This is a genomic window from Sphingobacterium lactis, assembly GCF_051951495.1.
Taxonomy (GTDB): Bacteria; Bacteroidota; Bacteroidia; order Sphingobacteriales; family Sphingobacteriaceae; genus Sphingobacterium; species Sphingobacterium lactis_A.
The window spans coordinates 218,333-238,651 of the sequence record NZ_JBNHAS010000002.1; the positions used below are offsets into that span (position 1 = coordinate 218,333).

At 39.5% G+C, this 20,319-nt stretch carries 12 protein-coding genes; 7 read left to right on the plus strand and 5 right to left on the minus strand.

The genetic code is table 11. The features are described from left to right. Positions 1–3,114 carry a SusC/RagA family TonB-linked outer membrane protein gene (locus tag ACP6L2_RS08655; protein WP_440508839.1) on the minus strand — a complete coding sequence of 1,038 codons (3,114 nt, stop codon included), beginning with the start codon at positions 3,112–3,114 and terminating at the stop codon, positions 1–3. A gap of 80 nt (positions 3,115–3,194) precedes the next feature. Further along, on the minus strand, positions 3,195–4,382 hold the full coding sequence (locus ACP6L2_RS08660) for an ROK family transcriptional regulator (RefSeq protein WP_440508840.1): 1,188 nt from the start codon (positions 4,380–4,382) through the stop codon (positions 3,195–3,197). A 219-nt stretch (positions 4,383–4,601) separates the two neighbouring features. Here ACP6L2_RS08660 and ACP6L2_RS08665 point away from each other — a divergent pair, with 219 nt between their 5' ends. The 3 genes from ACP6L2_RS08665 (at position 4,602) to pnp (ending at position 8,711) form a co-directional block, all read left to right on the plus strand. Continuing rightward, a complete protein-coding gene (locus ACP6L2_RS08665; RefSeq protein WP_440508841.1) occupies positions 4,602–5,813 on the plus strand; it encodes an acyltransferase family protein in 1,212 nt (403 codons plus the stop codon). A 97-nt stretch (positions 5,814–5,910) separates the two neighbouring features. After that, positions 5,911–6,189: a 30S ribosomal protein S15 gene (gene rpsO, locus ACP6L2_RS08670; protein WP_189625276.1), complete on the plus strand. Its 279-nt coding sequence runs from the start codon at positions 5,911–5,913 to the stop codon at positions 6,187–6,189. 377 nt (positions 6,190–6,566) lie between these two features. Continuing rightward, entirely contained in the window at positions 6,567–8,711 is a 2,145-nt protein-coding gene (gene pnp, locus ACP6L2_RS08675) for a polyribonucleotide nucleotidyltransferase (RefSeq protein ID WP_440508842.1), read from the plus strand. A 691-nt stretch (positions 8,712–9,402) separates the two neighbouring features. On the opposite strand, the gene ACP6L2_RS08680 is transcribed toward pnp, so the two are convergent. Together ACP6L2_RS08680 and ACP6L2_RS08685 are read right to left on the minus strand one after the other, a co-directional pair. Beyond that, positions 9,403–9,726, minus strand: a complete 324-nt coding sequence (locus ACP6L2_RS08680) for a DUF493 domain-containing protein (protein WP_440508843.1) — start codon at positions 9,724–9,726, stop codon at positions 9,403–9,405. A gap of 81 nt (positions 9,727–9,807) precedes the next feature. Further along, on the minus strand, positions 9,808–12,066 hold the full coding sequence (locus ACP6L2_RS08685) for a GH92 family glycosyl hydrolase (protein WP_440508844.1): 2,259 nt from the start codon (positions 12,064–12,066) through the stop codon (positions 9,808–9,810). Between the two features lie 160 nt (positions 12,067–12,226). Between ACP6L2_RS08685 and ACP6L2_RS08690 the strand changes: the two genes are divergently transcribed. Beyond that, on the plus strand, positions 12,227–13,246 hold the full coding sequence (locus ACP6L2_RS08690; RefSeq protein ID WP_440508845.1) for a LacI family DNA-binding transcriptional regulator: 1,020 nt from the start codon (positions 12,227–12,229) through the stop codon (positions 13,244–13,246). 522 nt (positions 13,247–13,768) lie between these two features. Here the strand turns inward: ACP6L2_RS08690 and ACP6L2_RS08695 are convergent. Further along, complete coding sequence (locus tag ACP6L2_RS08695) at positions 13,769–14,230, minus strand: methionine-R-sulfoxide reductase (RefSeq protein ID WP_344673224.1); 462 nt, start codon at positions 14,228–14,230, stop codon at positions 13,769–13,771. Positions 14,231–14,471: 241 nt separating this feature from the next. On the opposite strand from ACP6L2_RS08695, the gene ACP6L2_RS08700 reads away from it, so the two are divergent. The 3 genes from ACP6L2_RS08700 to nrfD are packed head-to-tail and all read left to right on the plus strand — an operon-like array spanning position 14,472 to position 20,318. Next, the gene (locus ACP6L2_RS08700; protein WP_440508846.1) at positions 14,472–15,755 is read left to right on the plus strand and encodes a cytochrome c3 family protein; all 1,284 of its coding nucleotides are present in this window, start codon (positions 14,472–14,474) and stop codon (positions 15,753–15,755) included. A 40-nt stretch (positions 15,756–15,795) separates the two neighbouring features. Beyond that, a complete protein-coding gene (locus ACP6L2_RS08705; protein WP_440508847.1) occupies positions 15,796–18,807 on the plus strand; it encodes a TAT-variant-translocated molybdopterin oxidoreductase in 3,012 nt (1,003 codons plus the stop codon). Positions 18,808–18,833: 26 nt separating this feature from the next. Further along, positions 18,834–20,318, plus strand: coding sequence for an NrfD/PsrC family molybdoenzyme membrane anchor subunit (nrfD, locus tag ACP6L2_RS08710; RefSeq protein WP_440508848.1), 1,485 nt, complete (start codon positions 18,834–18,836; stop codon positions 20,316–20,318). Position 20,319 lies beyond the last annotated feature (1 nt).

Here is a 20,319-nt window from a genome sequence, read left to right on the forward strand (position 1 = left end):
TTAAAAACCTACAGAAATGTTTAAGAAATAAGATCTTGATGTTGGGAATGAAAGGTATTCAAAACCAGTTGCATTGGAATTGATAGCAAAAGTAGATTCTGGATCTACACCTTTACCATAACTCTTCAACATCAACACGTTGTTTACAGAGAATCCGATTTTCGCATTTTTAACAACAGAGTTGCCTAATACGGATTGTGGAAGGCTGTAATTTAACATCACATTTCTGACACGAATATTAGTCGCACTTAATAAGTTGTGTTCTGTAATACCCAAGTTTCCAGTACCTGCAACTGCTGTCCAATAATTTTCTGGAGTAACCTCTTGTTTATTGATTTCATAAGCTCCATTGTTTGAAACAACACCGTCTACTACGAAAGGCTTACGATCTCCATTGACAACTGTCTCCGCTGAAGTACCGTTTAATTGGATTGCACGGTGTGTACCCGCAAAGAATTTACCACCAAAACGACCATCAATCTGGAAGCTTAATCCAAAGTTCTTGTACATGAACGAGTTGGTTAAGCCTACTAATGCACGTGCAGTTTGATCGCCTAGGTAAACTGGCTCTCCTGCTGCTTTCGATGGAAGACCTGTTTGAGAACTTAAAATTAATTTACCATAGTGTTCTGACGTTTCATCCTCAACACGAAGGAATTTAGTACCGTAAATAGCACCGTAGTTCTTGCCTTTTTCTGCAAATACTTGAACATCATCAAATCCACCTAGCTTTAAACGATTTACATCATCCGTTAATTCTAAGATTTCGTTGTTGTTTTTAGAGAAATTAGCAACTATGTTCCATTTAAATGGAGTATCTCTAAAAACGCTAGCGTTAATAACAGCTTCAAAACCTTCGTTTTGAATATTACCTGCATTCGCCATAAAGAATTGGTATCCAGATAAGTTATTTAATGGAATGCTTAAAAGCTGATTGGTAGAATTCGTTTTATAGTATGCAAAGTCAATTCCTAAACGATCTTGGAAGAATCTAGTTTCAAAACCAGCCTCAAAACTCTTTTGCAATTCATTAACTACACTAGGGTCAAATAAAGTATTTCCTTTACTTGCTGTGGTGTGATTATTAGGGTCATTTCCAACTGAGAAAGTATTGTACAATTGGTATGGATCCATATCACGACCAGTTTGAGCATAAGAAGCTCTGATCTTTGCAAAGCTAAACCAAGAAGGCATTTGACCATTTGAATTAACCAAATCCGATACGATCAATGATGAACTTATTGAAGGGTAAAAATAACTGTTATTATCTGGGTGTAATGTTGAAGTCCAGTCATTTCTAGCAGTCAAAGTGATATACCAGTAATTGCTGTAATTTAAGTCTAAGCTCGCGTAAAGTGAGTTGATTTGTTTTTTATGGATAGACTCCGTAATGCCAGGATTACCAATATTGTTTCCTAAAGTGAATAAGTTAGGTACTCTTAAGTTTCCAGCAGAAGCATGAATGGAGTTTCTGTTCGATTCCATGATTTGACCATATAAAGCTAATGAACCTCCCCATTTGCCTACGATATTGTCTTTTCTTGCAGTAATATTTGCGATGTAGTTGTTCTCATAGAATTTATCTACACCTGTACCGTAAGAGTTGTTGATTTTACTTCCTGTATATGTTTTGCTTTCATATTTGGTGTTGTAGTTGTCTGTTCCGAAGCGAACATCAGCACTTAACCAGCTATTGAAATCATATTTTACAGTAGCATTCATCAAATAACGATCACGTGTATCGTTGCTTAGCTTGTTATGAATAGCCCAATAAGGGTTTACTGGAGCTTCTGTAGGATCTACATACCAAGTTTGGTTAACCCCAAGCTCATCCATTCCTGTGCTGAATTGCGTAATGTCTAAAGATCTTGGGAATAAAAGTAACTGTGCATAATAGTTACCATCGTTCTGTCCACCAACTGCACGGTTGTACGCCATGTTTTTCATGTATTGTACTTTTACATCCGTTGACCATTGGTTTCTTTCTCCAAACTTAGCATTAACACGGTTGATTAGATTTAAACGATTTAGCTTCATGCCAGGAGTTTTACTGTTGTCATGAAGATAAGTTGCTGAGGAGTAAAGGTTTACTTTGTCAGAAATCGCTTGTTGGAAGTTGATGTTTTGAGTTGTATTAAATCCAGTTTGGAAGAAATTCTGCATGTTATCATATGCTTTCAAATTTATTTTCTTTCCGTCCCAAGTTTCTACTTCCTGACCTGTAATTTTTTCACCCCACGAAGTACCAGCTTGTTTGCCATAAATACCACCTGCACCTTGAGAGAATTCACTCTGCAATTCAGGTAGCATAAAGATGTTTTCCATACCAGTGATAGTGGAGTAGGAAATACCAACGCCATCTTTCTGTTTACCAGATTTGGTTGTAATCAAGATAACACCATTAGACGCGCGAGAACCATATAATGCAGAAGCTGCACCACCTTTTAATACCGACATACTTTCGATATCCTCAGGGTTTAAGTCTCCAAGACCACCTCCCATATCCGCTGTTGGGTTCCAGAAGTCATTGTTTGATGCTCCTACGAAGTTATCCATAGGTACTCCGTCCACAACGATTAATGGTTGGTTATCCCCAGTTAATGAATTAAAACCCCTTAAAATGATTTTAGACGATGAAGCAGGACCTCCTGAACTTTTCATAACTTGCAAGTTAGAGACCTTACCACTTAAAGCGTTGGCAATGTTATTCTCTCTAGCATCAGTTAATGCTGTTCCTTGAACCTCTTGGAAAGAATATCCTAAAGATCTCTTTTCGCGTTTTACACCCATTGCCGTCACCACTACTTCATCAATATTACTTTCATCTTGACTCAAGGTTACATTGTGTGAAGTTCCAGAAACGGTGATTTCTTGGGAACTATAACCAATAATGGTAAATCGTAGCTTTTCACCATTGTTAGCTTGAATGCTGTATTGTCCAGTCGTATTGGTTTGTGTAGCACGGGTGGTGCCTGCTACAGTCACACTAACGCCCGCAACAGGACCGTTTGCATCTGTTACTCGTCCTGTAACAGTCTGCTGTGCAAATAGTGTCGAAATGCTCAATAGCATGACAAGCACTATACTGCAGCTTTTAGCGTAAAGTTTGCTCATTTTTTAAACTGATTTTTGGTAAATAATTTCTATTAATTGTGATTTTGTTCCTGATTGTATTGTTCTTTTTTTTTTAAGGTTTATAAAACAGTCTTTAATTGTGATTTATAAATGGTTTTATCCGCTCTAGCAATACAAATGCATGTAGAGCCTAATAGTTGTATGTGTTCAGTTTTACTGAATTTGATTTTAACATTTTTAGATAGGCGATGAATGGTAAACTCTAAAATAGCCGCATTGATGTGGGGGCTAAGGACATCTTTTGCTTTTGCCCCTCGACCAGAAATAACAACCATTTCTGGATTGATGATGTGGATTAAGGTCGAAATACCCTTACCTAACATATAGCCAATACGACTCACACATTCAATGGCCAATTGATCTCCATTATTTGCAGCAGTCAGTAATTGATCTCCTGTTAGGTAGCCTTGTTCTTGATACGGTTTACTTAATTGGGATTCTGCTTGTTCCTTTAATCGTTCTTTTGCCATGTCGACAGCTGCTAATAAAGAAGCCTCTACCTCCAGGCAGCCTACTTTTCCACAAGAGCATAACTTATTTAAATTAGAGAGGGGGATATGACTGAATTCACCAGCATAACCAGAATGTCCTCGATAAAGTTCATTGTCAATAATCATCCCCAATCCTACACCCCAATTCAGATTGACAACCATAACATTCTTTGCCAGTTTTGCCTGTCCAAAATGATGTTCTGCAATTGCTATTGCCGAAGAATCATTCTCAATGAATACAGGAAGATCTATTAGTTTGGATAGGTTAGATTGTAAATTATAGAATGGAGAGTCAATAGGGTAGGAATAATTCTTCCCTAAATTACTATCCACAAAACCAGGCATGCTTAAACCTACTGCGTAAATAATAATATCCTTGGCTTCAGCAATAACAGATTGAATTAATTCCACAATCTGTTCAAAAGCATTGGAATCTTTCAAGGTGATCTGTTGCGTTTTTATCGCTGTTTGATAAACATTATTGAAGTTTGTAACAACAACTGAGCAATAGAACTGATCTATTGCAACACTGACGATGTTTGGAAGGGCTTTGGCATTTAAAATAAATTGTGCTGCTCGACGTCCTCCAGTTGATGGTGCTAAACCGTCTTGCTCCACTAAATTAGCCTCAATAAGTCTATTAATTGCACTTGTAGTATTTGGAATGCTCTTTCCAGCCGATTGACTAAGGTCTGCAATCGATTGCGGCTTTGTAAAGTAAAGACTTTTAAGTATCGATAATTTAAGGCTTTCCAAGGCTAATTCGTTTTAACAATGATTTGGTAAAGTTAAATTAAAATAATCTTAACATACAAATACTTTTTAATTTTTTTAATAAGTCTGGCTTCATTACTTAATTGATTAGTAATGTATTCTATAAAACATGCGTTATTGTGCGTGTTTAATTTCTCTTTCCGCACTATATGGTTTTATTTATGCGCTTAAAGCCGTACATTAGCTTTAATTATTACCCATATGAAACAACGTTATTATTCTTTAGATGTGTTCAGAGGAGCTACCGTAGCTTTGATGATCATGGTGAACAATCCGGGCACTTGGTCCTCCATGTTTGCCCCTTTAAAACATGCGCCTTGGCATGGATGTACTCCAACGGATTTGGTATTTCCATTTTTCCTGTTCGCAGTGGGTAATGCCATGTCATTTGTAATCCCTCGATTGCAAGAAGCAGGGGATGGGGTGTTTTGGAGAAAAGTAATCAAAAGAACAATTTTGATTTTCTTAATTGGATTAGGCTTAAATTGGTTTCCATTTGTACAATGGGTTGATGGGGCATTGCAATTCCGTGAGTGGGTAAGCTCTGTTGATCCCACAAAAGGCGTACGTATTTTAGGTGTATTACAACGAATTGCCATAGCTTATTTCTTTGCATCCGTATTGGCCTATTATTTTAAACCTAGAACATTGATTTATATATCTGCTGCGGTCCTTTTAGGGTATTGGGGTTTAACAGCATTCTTAGGTACTGGAGATCCTTATTCTTTAGAAGGTTGGTTTGGTACTGATATCGACAAGCAAATTTTGGGTGTGGCGCATATGTACAAGGGTGAGGGGGTGCCATTTGATCCGGAAGGATTTATGAGTGCTTTGCCAGCAGTAATACAAGTTGTGTTCGGTTATTTAGCAGGTGTATTTATTAAGAAGCAAGGACAGGTTGATTGGTTATGGACGAAAGTGCCAGCATCAAATGAACCTCATTTTAAATTGTTATCCGGTATGTTTGTAACCGGCTTTATCTTAGTAGTTCTTGCTTGGACTTGGTCTTTGGGCTTCCCAATTAATAAGAAAATATGGACAAGCTCCTATGTATTATACACGACAGGGCTGGGTATTATGACCATAGGTGGCATGATCTGGTATATCGAGGTACAAGGCGTTAAGAATGCATTGACCAAATTCTTTGATGTATTTGGTAAAAATCCACTGTTTATCTTTGTATTAAGCGGTCTATTGCCAAAAACATTGGCTTTGATTCGTATTCCTAATGGTGTGTCTGCAGAAGGTGTGCAATTGTTTACCAGTCCATTAGCTTGGTTCTATAAAAATGTATGTGCACAATTGCCTGGACCAACTGAAGTGGGCTCATTTGCTTACTCCCTTTGTTTTCTAGTATTTATGTGGGCAATTTGTTACTGGTTAGACCAAAAGAAAATCTATATCAAGGTTTAAAAGGAAGATAAAGAAAGATATATTTTCATAATTGGATGAAAGCCATTATCTTTGCATCCAATTAATTAAATTTTTAACGCTTTAATATTATTCAAGAATGTATTTAAGTAAAGAGTACAAAGCTGATATCTTCGCAGAATTTGCAGGTGCAGCAGCAAACACTGGTTCTGCAGAAGGACAAGTAGCTTTATTCACTAAAAGAATTGCTCACTTAACAGAGCATTTGAAAAAAAACAGAAAAGACTTTAACACACAACGTTCCCTACAAATGTTAGTAGGTAAGCGTCGTTCTTTATTGGCTTACCTGTACAAAAAAGATATTAACAGATACCGTGCTATCATTAAAGCATTAGGTCTACGTGATATTATCAAATAAGCTTTTAGTAAAAAGTATTTTCAAAGCCTCAGCATTTTTGTTGAGGCTTTGTTGTGTGAAGTGAGACCGCTACGCTGTTAGATATGAGATATGAGACCGCTTCGCTATTAGATGTAGGTATTAGGTTTGTGTTTTCCGTTTCATGTAGGGGCGATGCATGCATCGCCCGTTAAACAAGACACTGTCTGTTGTCTCCCGTCTAATGTCTGTGGTCTAATGTCTCCCATCTGTTGTCTCCCCTTCCAATTCATGCCTATCTTATAAAAAAACGTACATCAATACGATTAGATAAAATTTTATTTACCTTTGTGCGGATTAAAAAGGTCAAATAAATTGATGCATGACAAATGACGCAAATGCATCACAATGAAAAAACAATGAGTTATAACGAAAAGAAAGTAACAATTGAAATGGGTGGCGGATTAGCACCTATTGAATTGTCGACTGGAAAATTAGCTAAACAAGCTGATGGATCAGTTGTGTTGAAACAAGGTGCTACAATGTTGTTAGCAACAGTTGTTTCTGCTAAAGAACCTAAACCAGGAACAGATTTCCTTCCTTTATCGGTAGATTATCAAGAGAAATATGCGGCAACTGGTCGTATCCCTGGTGGTTTCTTACGTCGTGAGGCAAGATTATCAGACTATGAGGTATTGATCTCTCGTTTGATTGACCGTGCTTTACGTCCATTATTCCCAGATACCTATCACGCAGATACACAAGTGATGGTTTCTTTAATCTCTGCTGATAAAGAGATTATGCCTGATGCATTAGCAGGTCTTGCTGCATCTGCTGCTATCGCGGTTTCAGATATTCCTTTCAATGGTCCTATCTCTGAAGTTCGTGTAGCGAAAGTAGATGGTCAGTTAGTGATTAACCCTACTGTATCTGCATTAGAAAATGCAAGCTTAGAGTTTATCGTTGCAGGCTCTGCACAAGATATCGTGATGGTGGAAGGTGAATGTAAAGAGATTTCTGAAACCGAAATGGTAGAGGCAATTGCTTTTGCACACGAAGCGATCAAAAAACAAGTTGCTGCTCAGGTGGAATTAGCTAACCTAGTAGGTGTTAAAGAAAAGCGTAATGCTGAACACGAACCTAGCAACCCAGAATTGCGTGATGCTATCTATGCCGCTACTTATGATCAAGTATACGCTATAGCAAAATCGGGTTCTTCTAAACATGACCGTACAGAGAAATTCGCAGAAATCGGAAAAGCATTCTTTGAAACTTTAGGTGAAGAGATTGATGATGAAACTGCATTCTTATTGAAGAAATATTACCATGATGTACAGTATGATGCTGTTCGTAACTTGGTATTAGACGAAGGGATTCGTCTTGATGGTCGTGATGTTCGTACGGTACGTCCTATCTGGACAGAAGTAGATTACTTGCCTGCAGCACACGGATCAGCAATCTTTACACGTGGAGAAACTCAATCCTTAACATCTGTAACCTTAGGTTCTAAGGATGATGAGCAAATGATTGATGGTGCTTTCTTCCACGGATACAACAAATTCTTATTACACTACAATTTCCCAGCATTCTCTACAGGTGAAGTTAGACCTAACAGAGGTCCTGGTCGTCGTGAAGTAGGACACGGTAACTTGGCTATGCGTTCCTTGAAGCAAGTTCTTCCTAGTGAGGATAACCCATACACTATCCGCGTTGTTTCTGATATCCTAGAGTCTAATGGTTCTTCATCCATGGCTACCGTTTGTGCTGGTACATTAGCATTAATGGATGCAGGTGTGAAAATCAAAGCTCCAGTATCAGGTATCGCAATGGGATTGATTACTGATGAGAAAACTGGTAAGTATGCTATTCTTTCGGATATCTTAGGTGATGAAGATCACTTAGGTGATATGGACTTTAAAGTTACAGGTACGGAGAAAGGTATCGTAGGATGTCAGATGGACTTAAAGATCAATGGTTTGAAATGGGAAGTATTAACCCAAGCATTAGACCAAGCGAAAGAAGCTCGTCTTCATATCTTAGGTGAAATGGCGAAAACCATTACTCAACCACGTGAGGATTACAAACCACACGCTCCACGTATCATCCAAATCATCATTGATAAGGAATTCATTGGTGCAGTTATCGGACCTGGTGGTAAAATCATCCAAGAAATGCAACGTGAAACTGGTGCAACCATCTCTATCGAAGAAGTGGATAACAAAGGTGTTGTACAGATCTTCGCTGATAACAAAGAGTCTATTGATGCTGCTTTAGCACGTATCAAAGCCATCACTGCTAAACCAGAAATTGGTGAAGTATACGAAGGTAAAGTGAAAACGATTATGCCATTCGGTGCATTCGTTGAAATTATGCCAGGTAAAGATGGATTGCTACATATCTCTGAAATCGACTGGAAACGTCTAGAAACAATGGACGGTGTATTCAAAGAAGGCGATATGGTAACCGTTAAATTATTAGATATCGACAAGCAAGGTAAATTGAAGCTTTCCCGCAAAGCTTTATTGCCAAGACCTCCTAAGGAAGACAAACCGAAAGAAGGATAGTTGAAATAAAAAGAGCGCTGATGAGGCGCTCTTTTTTAGTATATAGTAGTGAGTATTTAGTAGTTAGACCTATGTCGCAGAGAAAGAATTTTGAGACATGAGAGGATTGATAAGTGATGTTTGTTGTGATGAGCTGTGTTAATAGGTATGTTGGTAAAGGCATTTCTGTCACTTATTACTCAGAGCAAAGCGAAGAGTCTTTGTTCCCTCCCCTCAAGACCTTGTCATTCAGAGGCTAGCCGAAGAAACTTTTTTGTTTGAGATAACAGATGATAGACATCAGACACCAGATGTAAGGTTTTTAGGTGTTATATATTAGCGGTCGATGCATGCATCGACCCTACCGATAACGTGGAAAATATAGTCTAAAAAGTCCCTAACTGTAGGGTCGAAGCATGCTTCGACCGATATTCCGTATCCCATTTCCACCATAATTGTTTGAGATAACAGATGATAGACATCAGACACCAGATAAGGTTTTTAGGTATTATTTATTAGCGGTCGATGCATGCATCGACCCTACCGATAACGAGGAAAATACAACCTAAAACGTCCCTAACTGTAGGGTCGAAGCATGCTTCGACCGCTTTAACGCTCCATAAAATCTATCCCGCCAATAGGTCTAACTACTCTGTACTAAATACTAAATACTAACCAAAAAAGGGATGCCAAAATGGCATCCCTTTTTTGGTTATAACATCATTACGTCATGAATTTCAGCGACTTTTTTGTAATAATCAATCACCTCATCGGCATTGTTTACAAAGTTCTCAACCGATATCGATGTATATTTTCCGCCGGAAGAAGCTTTCTCCGAGAACTTAGCACTCGGGTGAGTAAAAAGCGCTTTCACTTGATCTCCTTTGTCTGAATCGGTTTTAACGATGAATTTAAAGGTGTAGATCGTAGGGAAATTCTCTACGTCGATTAATTTCTCCTTGAAGTTTTTGTAAAAATCCTCAGGATTGTTGTCTTGAATGTCCTTTATGTTAATGTTGTTGTTAAAATCTGTCATTTTTCTTTTCTCCTTTCCCTAATTTATCAAAATGCATACCTAAGGGTATTTTATGACAAAACGTTAGATTGAAGGAATTGTTTAATTTTCCATAGAAGTTGGCTGATTCTTTTTATGCTTACCAAATTTCTTGTTGGGCTTGTCCGACATGAGGAACTCTAGCGTTCCTCCTTTCAACATATCGCTATGGCGAATATATGATTTGTCGTAAATCTTGCCATCCAATCGTACCGATTTGATGTACACATTCTTTGGGCCGTTGTTTTTCACCACGATGCTAAAGGTTTTTCCACTTGGCATACTGATATGTGCTCCGTCCAATGAAGGGCTTCCAAATACATATTCCCCATTTACCGGTGAAGCAGGGTATAGGCCCATCATTGACCATACTGCCCAAGCACTCATTTGACCGGCATCTTCGTTTCCGGCATAGCCATCTGGACGATCATGATACATGGAATCCAAGATGGTACGCACTTTCTCCTGCGTTTTCCAAGGTTTGCCCAAATAGCTATACATGTATGCAATGTGGTGACTTGGTTCATTTCCATGAGCATATTGCCCGATGAATCCACTCGCATCAGGCGATTTGTTTTCACCTGTCATGTAGGAAGGTGCAGCAAATAATTTATCCAGCATCTTGTCTAATCCATCTTTCTTAGGAAATAACTTCGCTAAACCGCGTACATCATGTGGCACGAAGAAAGAATGTTGCCAAGCATTACCCTCGATGTATTGGCTCTTGTCAAAATCATGTTCGGAATAGAAAGGGTCAAATGGCTCAACGAATGAACCGTCCTTCAATTTTGCACGCATGAAACCACTCTTAGGGTCAAAATGATGCTGGTAGTTTTTAGCTCTTTTTGTAAAAGCTTCGTAATCCGCAGTTTTGCCTAGTTTTTTAGCAACTAAGGAGATACAGTAATCATCAAAGGCATATTCCAATGTTTTGGTTACGGATCCTCCATTTACATCTTGAGGAACATAACCATACTCGATATATGCCGGTACTTCCCTTATTTTCTGAAATGCACTGCCTAGCATAGCTTTATATGCACGTTCTTGGTCCAATCCTGGCCAATCCTTTAAAATAGCGTCAGCTAAGACAGGAATAGCGTGGTAGCCCGTCATGGTGTTAGTCTCAAAAGTGCTTAAATCCCAAACAGGCAATAGTCCGTTCTCATCGTAAAAAGCCAACATGCTGTTGAGCATATCGGTATAGCGATCTGCCTGAGTAATGGTAAATAGCGGCTTAAGGGCGCGGAAAGTGTCCCAAAGAGAAAACAAAGTATAACGCTGTCCGCCATTTGCCATGCTATGAACCTCACCCTTATAGTTCTTGTAAGCACCATCTTGATCCGAATAAAGGGTAGGGGATACTGCCGTATGATACAAGGCCGAATAGAATATTTTCTTCAATCGCTCGTCTGAAGAAACCACCTTGATTTTCCCTAGTTCCTTTTCCCATTTTGCTTCCGCGTTTGCTTTTACAGCTTGAAAATTCCAACTCGGAATCTCCTGTAATGCTGCCAATGCTTTTTCTTCGTTGGAAGTCGATAAAGCAACTTTTAATTCTACCGGATTAGAATCAGCAAAGATGAATTGCGCATTGGGAGCTAAACTTGCTAACATGCCTTTCTTCAATTCCAATTCCACATCCTTATCTATAGTCTTATTACCGTTCAACAAGTATTTCGCAAATGGTTTTGAGAAACGAATAGCAAAATAAACATGCTGTTTATTCGCCCATCCTGTTGAATAACGATATCCAACTGCTGTGCTATCGTTTAAGATGCGGATGGCAGTTTTTGTAGGTTTGTCCCAATTGTAGGCATGGTTAAGGTCTAAACGAATGGTTGCTTCCGAACCTTGGGGAAATTGATAACGATGATAACCCACACGTTCCGTTGCCGTTAGTTCGGCCTGAATGCCATTCTGTAGTTTTACGGTATAATAACCTGGGCTTGCTTGCTCATTCTGATGGTCAAATTTTACGCGCGTATCCAGCTGATGCTGATATTTAGGAGATACTAGTGGCATAATAGCAATGTCCAACCAATCGCCTATTCCGGTTCCGCTCAAATGCATATGGCTAAACCCGGCAATGGAGTCTGCGCTTATGTGGTAACCACTGACCCAGTCCCAACCGCCTTTTCCATTATCAGGTGACAATTGGACCAGAGAGAAAGGTACGGTAGCTCCAGGATAGGTATGTCCATGACCCCCAGTACCGATAAAGGGATCTACATATTTCGTCAGTTCTTGCGTATTTCCTTGAAAAGAAAGCAGACTTAAAACTGAAAATATAGATGCGGCTTTCAGCTTGTTTAAGGTTATCATATATGCTAAGTTTAAAAATTGTTTATTACAAATGTACATTTTTAATTCGTTTAAACCCTTTTAGCATTTTATTTAGCGAATTATTTAGCATTTATTTGCTAAAATTTAGCTGTTTTTATATATTTGGTAGATTTTAACTATCAACAGCTAACCTAAAAAAATGAAGAAACGTATTTTGATCAGTGACATTGCCAAGAATCTGGGCGTCTCCGTAACGACCGTATCCTTTATCTTAAATGGCAAAGCCAAAGAAAAAAGGATCAGCGAGGGACTTACCAAGCGAGTACTGGACTATGTTAAGAAGGTTGGTTATAAGCCTAACCAATTGGCACAAAGTCTACGTACTGGTCAATCAAAGATATTGGGCCTGATCGTCGAAGATATTTCCAATCCCTTTTTCTCGAATGTAGCAAAATTTATTGAACGAATTGCCTATGATAATGGCTACCACATCATCTATTGTAGCATGGATAATGACGTGACCAAAGCCAAGGAATTAATTCAATTGTTCTATGACCGTCAAGTAGATGGGTATATTATTACGCCTCCTGAAGGATTGGATGATACCGTAGAGAACCTGCTGAAAAACAATATTCCAGTAGTTTTATTTGACCGGTACATTCCAAGTCTAGAAACCAACTATGTTGTTCTGGATAACTTCAACGGCGCTTTTAATGCTACTAAACATCTATTGGAAAACCCAAATAATAAGCGTGTTGGTTTTGTTTCGTTATTCTCGAACCAAACCCAAATGCGCGACCGTTTAGATGGTTACATGAAAGCAATCGATGATTTTGAACAACAGGCATTCATTAAGAAAATCAAGATTGATGAGGACGAAGATTCCTCAATCGAGCAATTGCACGATTTCATAGACAGCAATAATTTGGATGCGGTATTGTTTGCGACCAATTACCTGGCTATTAAAGGACTAATGTCGGTGAAACAATATAATATGGAATTGCCACATATGGTTGCTTTTGATGATCACACGCTATTCAGCTTGTATGAACCAGGTATATCTGTTGTGACGCAAGATACTGCAGCTATTGCCAATGAATTGATTCACACCTTGTTGAATGAGATCAAAGGGAAAAATAAAGAATTGCAAAAGATTGTTATTCCAAGTGAATTGCAAATCCGCGGTTCATCTCGAATTCCAGAAGAAGTAGTCGGCTAAGCGAATTAATCCGTTTACATAAGTAAGAGAACAGCTATTTCTCTTCATAAAATTTATACATAGCCCCAAAAGGTGGTAAGAACCAAACCCTTCCACTTTCGGGGCTATTCTTTTATCCTTTTGTTCTATTTAACCTTGTGTTAGGTTAGGGTTTCCTTGGGTTTTCTTTTGATATTCTCTCGGAATTTCCTTGGATCTTTATAGGATTTTGTTCGGATCTCGTTCGCTTCTAACCGAACGAGATCCGAACAAGATCCGAACGAGTTCCGAAGGAGATCCGAAGGAGTCTCGAAGAAAACCCCTTAGAAAGACGATTAGATAACAGACAATAGACAAAAGATCTAGTATTGAAATACAAGAAGACTTCATTATTGAGTATTGTAAAATATCCAGTTATTATGGCTTTTATTTTATCCTATTTTTAAAGTTTGACTACTTGCAATAATTTTTAGAGACAAAAAAAGGACGAATTGAGTTTCGTCCTTTTAAATATTTTTAAATTAAATTTTTCCTTGTTCTTGATTATTTTTTCTCAAGAGGAACAAATTTCATGGAAATAGAGTTGACGCAGTGTCTGGTGTTTTTGGCGGTAAAGCCTTCACCTTCGAAAACATGGCCAAGGTGAGCGCCACATTTGGCGCATAAAATTTCCGTTCTACGTCCATCAGCATCCGTTTCTCTGCGTACGGCCCCTTTGATTTCATCATCAAAACTTGGCCATCCACAGTGCGATTCAAATTTGTCCTTGGAAAGGTATAATGGGGCATCGCAGCGCTTGCAGACATAAGTCCCTTGGGCTTTGTTGTTTAATAGTTCGCCAGTAAAAGGCCTTTCGGTGCCTTTTTGGAGGATGACATACTGTTCTTCTGGGGTAAGGCTGTTATATTTGCTGCTGTCGTTCATAAGCTTAGTAGATTTAGGCGGTTGCGACTGTGCACAACCGTAGAAAATGAAAGTAAATAATATGCAAAATATTGTTTTCATGAGTAGACTAAGTTAAGAAAAAATTTGAGGAGAAAGATCAGGCTAATGTTATTTTTCGAGCGTTTGGGGCTATTTAGAGCAACCTATTTAGAATGATTATAAATTGATAAATTACGTCATCAAATTGTCAGGGATTGCTTAATAAGTTATACTTTTGTGCATTGTTTTGTACGGTATTGTGTACCAGTAGTAGAGAGTCAACAATTAATTATTACACATAAAATAGTATAAAGTGCTAAATATGAGAAATATCTCATCCGTTTTGGGAAGACTTGCGAAGTCAATATCAATCAGTTTGGTATTGTTTTTTGCCGTTATTACAACCACGCATGCGCAGGATGCTGCGAATGGTGCTGCGCTATTCAAGGCTAACGCCTGTCAGTCGTGTCACACTATGGGAAGAAAAGGTGTTGGTCCAGATTTGATTGGCTTATCCGAGCGTCGAGATATGGCCTGGATCGTGAAATGGATTCACAACCCTCAGGGCATGATTGATTCTGGCGATGAGCAAGCTGTAGCGTTGAAAGCAGAGTTTCCAACAGTGATGACTCCATTTGCGAGTTTATCTGAAGGCGACATTGCAGACATCGTAGCTTACTTGGATGCTGAGAAAGTGAAGATGGAAGAAAAGAAAGCTGCTGCTGGTGCAACTGGTGGTGGGGCTGCAAGTTCAGATGCTAATACGATGATGATCATCGGCTTAGTAGCTTTATTCGTAGTTGCTGTTGCTGTTATCTTTGCTTTGAACCGTGTTACAAAAACTTTAGAGCGTGTTATTGCGAACAACCAAGCAGCAATTGCTGAGGCGCAAGCAAAACACGAAGAAGTTGGTGAAAGCAGTTCTGCGAAATTTGCTAAGGCATTCTTGAAAAACAAGAAGTTAGTAGGTTTTGTAGTCTTAATGGTGGTTGGTTTATTAGGTGTAATGGGATGGCAGACTATGTGGAACGTAGGTGTTCACCAAGGTTACAAGCCAGTTCAGCCGATTAAATTCTCACACCAAATTCACGCTGGGGTTAACCAGATTGAATGTCAGTACTGTCACGGTGGTGCATTTAAATCGAAAAATGCCTCTATTCCGTCTGCTAATGTGTGTATGAACTGTCACAACACCGTAACAGCTTCAGATCACTATGATGGAAACATCTCACCAGAGATTGCTAAATTATACCGTGCAGTAGACTGGAATCCAGATACAAGAACTTATGGAACAAACACTAGACCTATCGAATGGGTTAGAATCCATAACTTACCTGACTTTGCATACTTCAACCACTCACAACACGTAGTTGTTGCAGGTGTAGAGTGTCAAACATGTCACGGTCCTATTCAGGATATGGAAGAAGTTTACCAATACTCGCCACTAACCATGAAATGGTGTGTGGACTGTCACAAATCAACTGAAGTTAATAAGGACAATGCTTATTACGATCAATTGATTGAAGCTCACGAGAAATTGAAAAAAGGTGAGAAAATGACAGCTGCAATGATCGGTGGATTAGAGTGTGGTAAGTGTCACTATTAATGAATTAATTTAGAAATACAGAATCTTATATATAGCTTAAATGGAAAGCAATAAAAAATATTGGAAAGGCTTAGAAGAATTGAATCAAACACCTGCTTTTGTTGAAGGAAGCAAAGGGGAGTTTGCTGAGTCTATTCCTGTAGAAGATGTGTTAAACGAAGCTGGTTTAAGTACAAAGACGCCTCGTCGTGATTTCTTAAAGGCTTTGGGTTTCGGTTTAGGCGCTGTAACATTAGCTGCGTGTAACCGTACACCAATTCATAAGGCAGTTCCTTATGTTATCAAACCAGAAGAAATTACCCCGGGTATCCCTAACTTCTACGCTTCCTCCTTCAATGGTCAGAGTGTAATCGTTAGAACTCGTGAGGGACGTCCTATTTCCTTAGAGGCGAACCCAAATGCAGTTGGATTGAACCAAGGTACAGATGCTAGCACAACAGCTTCTATCTTGGATCTTTACGACATGTCTAAGTTACAAGCTCCACAAATCGGTGGTAAGGATGTAAGTTGGGCGCAGATGGATAAAGCAGTTATCGATGCCTTAAACAAAGCGCAAGCGGCAGGTAAACAAATTACTATTGTTTCTGACAGTGTTAACAGTCCTTCTACTTTAGCTGCAATTGCTGCTCTAGCAGCAAAATATCCTGCTACTAACCATGTACAGGTTGATGCAGTTTCTTACAGCGGTATACTAGAAGCCAACAGAGCTTCTTTCGGTAAAGCTGTTATCCCTTCATACCACTTTGACAAGGCGCAAGTTGTTGTATCAGTTGCAGCAGACTTCTTAGGTTCTTGGTTAGCGGGTGAAGAGCATACGCAAGATTACATTAAAAACCGTGACCACAAATCACTTAAAGGTGGTAAGATGTCACGTCATATTCAATTTGAGTCTGGTCTATCGATGACTGGTTCAAATGCAGACGTTCGTGCAGCAATCAAGCCTTCAGAAGAAGGAGCAGTATTAATCGCATTATACAATGCGGTGACAGGTTCTTCGGTAGCAGGTGGTACAACCAATGCAAAAGCAACTAAAATCTTGAAATTGGCAGCTGCAGAGCTGGTAAATGCAAGAGGTGCTGCTGTGGTTGTTTCCGGTTCGAACGACATCAACACACAAGTATTGGTTAATGCGATCAACTCCGCACTTGGAGCTTACGGATCGATCATTGACTTAGATAACTTCTCTAAACAACATCAGGGATCTGATGCTGCTTTCCAAACCTTCTTAACAGCTGCAAAAGCTGGACAAGTAGGGGTAGCATTCTTCTTGAACAGTAACCCGGTTTACAGTTATTACAAAGCTGATGATGTAAAAGCTGCTTTAGCAAAAATTGATTACTCGGTATCTTTCTCAGACCGCGCAGATGAGACTGCTTCAGAATTGAAAGCAATTGCTCCAAACTGTACATTCTTAGAAGCATGGGGAGATTCATCCGCTAAAGAAGGTTTATTTACTATCATTCAACCGACCATTAACCCGGTTTTCAACACACGTCAAGCAGAACAATCTTTATTGATCTGGGCTGGTGTTAACAAAAACATTCATGATTTTGTTAAAGAAACTTGGGAAGCAAATATCCTTGCAGGTACAGGAAAAACTTGGAAAGATGTATTGCAACAAGGTTTTGTATTCAAAGGTTCTACAACAGGTTCAGCATACACAGCTAATGCAGATGTAAATGCAGCTGCTACAGCGATCACTAACGATAGCAAACGTGTAGCTGGAGGCGTAGAATTAAAATTATACGAATCAACTTCCATCCGTGATGGACGTTATGCGAATAACGCTTACCTACAAGAGTTACCAGATCCAGTATCTAAAGTAACTTGGGACAACTATGCTGCTATTAACCCGGTTGATGCAGAAGAGTTAGGCGTTAAAGAAACTGGAAAAGTAACAGTTGAAGCTAACGGTTATAAAGTTGATCTTCCGGTAGTCTTACAACCAGGTCAAGCTAAAGGTACTGTTTCAGTAGCTGTAGGTTATGGCCGTACGAAAGTAGGAAAAGCAGGAAATGATGTAGGTGTGAATGCTTATCCATTTGCAAGCTTAGTAAACGGAACAATTCAGTTTTCGGCTAAAGCGACGGTAAGCAAAGCATCAGGAATCTATGAATTAGCACAAACACAAACACACCACACGATTGAAGGACGTAACATTGTACGTGAGACTTCATTCGCGAAATACTTAAAAGATCCTAACTCGGAGTCAGGTCGTTTCTCTGATACGCACCAGACATATGATTTATGGAACAAGTTTGAGCAACCAGGTCACCGTTGGGTGATGGCGATTGACTTGAACGCATGTACAGGTTGTGGATCGTGTATTGTAGCTTGTAACGTTGAAAATAACATTCCAGTTGTAGGCCGTGACGAGGTTCGCCGTCGTCGTGAAATGCACTGGTTGCGTATTGACCGTTATTATACCTTAAACAATGGTGAGGCTTCTTTAACGAAAGAAAAAGAAATCGCAAAAGCAGATGGTCTTGATTACGAAGATGTAACAGTTGTACACCAACCGATGTTATGTCAGCACTGTGAGCACGCACCATGTGAGACGGTATGTCCGGTATTGGCAACAGTACACTCATCAGAAGGTCTTAACCATATGGCATACAACCGTTGTTTTGGAACACGTTACTGTGCGAACAACTGTCCATATAAAGTACGTCGTTTCAACTGGTTCAACTACTGGAATGACTCACGTTTTGATAACTATCTAAACAACGAGTTCACGCAATTGGTATTGAACCCAGATGTAACTACACGTTCACGTGGTGTTATGGAGAAATGTTCAATGTGTATTCAACGTATCCAAGCAGGTAAATTGCACGCGAAGATGGAGAACCGTAAAGTTAAGGACGGGGATATCAAAATGGCGTGTCAGGCAGCATGTTCTGCAAATGCTATCATCTTTGGAGATGCAAACGATCCGGAGTCAGAAGTTTCAAAAGCATTACGTAACGAACGCGTTTATTACGTGCTAGAAGAAATCAACGTACAACCAAATATTGGTTATATGACGAAGGTAAGAAACACATTTGAAGCTTAATTTATTCAGACTGAAATAAAAGAACTATGTCATCGCATAACGAATCAATATTAAGAGAACCATTAATCACCGGCAAGGATATCACCTACGCACAAATTACAGATGATATCTTACTTCCGGTAGAGAATAAGCCTAACAAAGCTTGGTGGATCGGTTTCACGGTTGCCGCCTTAGGAGCAATGTTATGGGTAGTGAGTGTTGGATACACGTTCTGGACGGGTATCGGCGCTTGGGGATTAAACAAAACAGTAGGCTGGGCCTGGGATATCACCGACTTCGTATGGTGGGTAGGTATTGGTCACGCCGGTACGTTAATCTCCGCAGTATTATTATTATTCCGTCAAAACTGGCGTAACTCCATCAACAGATCGGCTGAGGCGATGACAATCTTTGCCGTTATCTGTGCCGCTACCTACGTTGTAGCACACATGGGCCGCCCGTGGTTAGCATACTGGATTTTCCCATTGCCTAACCAATTCGGATCACTTTGGGTGAACTTTAACTCCCCACTAGTATGGGATGCGTTCGCGATCTCCACGTACTTCACTGTATCATTAGTATTCTGGTACTGTGGTTTGTTACCTGATATCGCGACAGTACGTGACCGTGCTACTGGATTAAAACAAAAAATCTATTCGGTATTGTCTTTTGGATGGAACGGTTCTGTAAAGACTTGGCAACGTTTTGAAATCGTTTCCTTGATCTTAGCAGGTATCTCTACTCCACTTGTACTTTCCGTACACACAATCGTATCCATGGACTTTGCTACCTCGGTTATCCCAGGATGGCACACGACGATCTTCCCTCCATACTTCGTAGCAGGGGCGATCTTCTCTGGATTTGCGATGGTACAAACCTTATTGTTGATCCTTCGTAAAGTGATGAACTTTGAGAACTACATTACCATGTTCCACATCGAGTCGATGAACAAGATCATCATGGTAACAGGTTCAATCGTAGGTATCGCCTATTTAACGGAGTTATTCATTGCATGGTACTCCGGTTCAGAATACGAGATGTATGCATTTGCAAACCGTATTGCGGGTCCTTACGCTTGGGCATACTGGGCGATGATGACCTGTAACGTGATTTCTCCTCAGTTATTCTGGTTCAAGAAAATCCGTACAAGTATTCCGATCTCTTGGGTATTGTCCATCATTGTAAACATCGGTATGTGGTTTGAGCGTTTCGTAATTATCGTTACTTCGCTACACCGTGACTACTTGCCATCATCCTGGGCAATGTTCTACCCTACATGGGTTGACGTAGGCATCTTCGTAGGATCTATCGGATTGTTCTTTACCTTATTCTTATTGTTCTTACGTTTCTTACCGGGTATTGCGATTGCAGAGGTTAAGTTGTTGTTGAAGAGCGCGAGTTTACAACAGAAAACGAAATTGGTTCAAGAAGGAGCTTTCCCTGAGGATCAAGTGGAATACTTCAGAAACTCGTTGGATAAGTATGATTCAGTGACAGAGGAAGACATTAAGGCGTTAAAGATTAAAAATTAAT

Bases quoted from the DNA above. Each gene is read 5' to 3' on its own strand.
- ACP6L2_RS08655 (WP_440508839.1), bottom strand. From the start codon at position 3,114: ATGAGCAAACTTTACGCTAAAAGCTGCAGTATAGTGCTTGTCATGCTA.
- ACP6L2_RS08665 (WP_440508841.1), top strand. From the start codon at position 4,602: ATGAAACAACGTTATTATTCTTTAGATGTGTTCAGAGGAGCTACCGTA.
- rpsO (WP_189625276.1), top strand. From the start codon at position 5,911: ATGTATTTAAGTAAAGAGTACAAAGCTGATATCTTCGCAGAATTTGCA.
- pnp (WP_440508842.1), top strand. From the start codon at position 6,567: ATGAGTTATAACGAAAAGAAAGTAACAATTGAAATGGGTGGCGGATTA.
- ACP6L2_RS08680 (WP_440508843.1), bottom strand. From the start codon at position 9,726: ATGACAGATTTTAACAACAACATTAACATAAAGGACATTCAAGACAAC.
- ACP6L2_RS08685 (WP_440508844.1), bottom strand. From the start codon at position 12,066: ATGATAACCTTAAACAAGCTGAAAGCCGCATCTATATTTTCAGTTTTA.
- ACP6L2_RS08690 (WP_440508845.1), top strand. From the start codon at position 12,227: ATGAAGAAACGTATTTTGATCAGTGACATTGCCAAGAATCTGGGCGTC.
- ACP6L2_RS08695 (WP_344673224.1), bottom strand. From the start codon at position 14,230: ATGAAAACAATATTTTGCATATTATTTACTTTCATTTTCTACGGTTGT.
- ACP6L2_RS08700 (WP_440508846.1), top strand. From the start codon at position 14,472: ATGAGAAATATCTCATCCGTTTTGGGAAGACTTGCGAAGTCAATATCA.
- ACP6L2_RS08705 (WP_440508847.1), top strand. From the start codon at position 15,796: ATGGAAAGCAATAAAAAATATTGGAAAGGCTTAGAAGAATTGAATCAA.
- nrfD (WP_440508848.1), top strand. From the start codon at position 18,834: ATGTCATCGCATAACGAATCAATATTAAGAGAACCATTAATCACCGGC.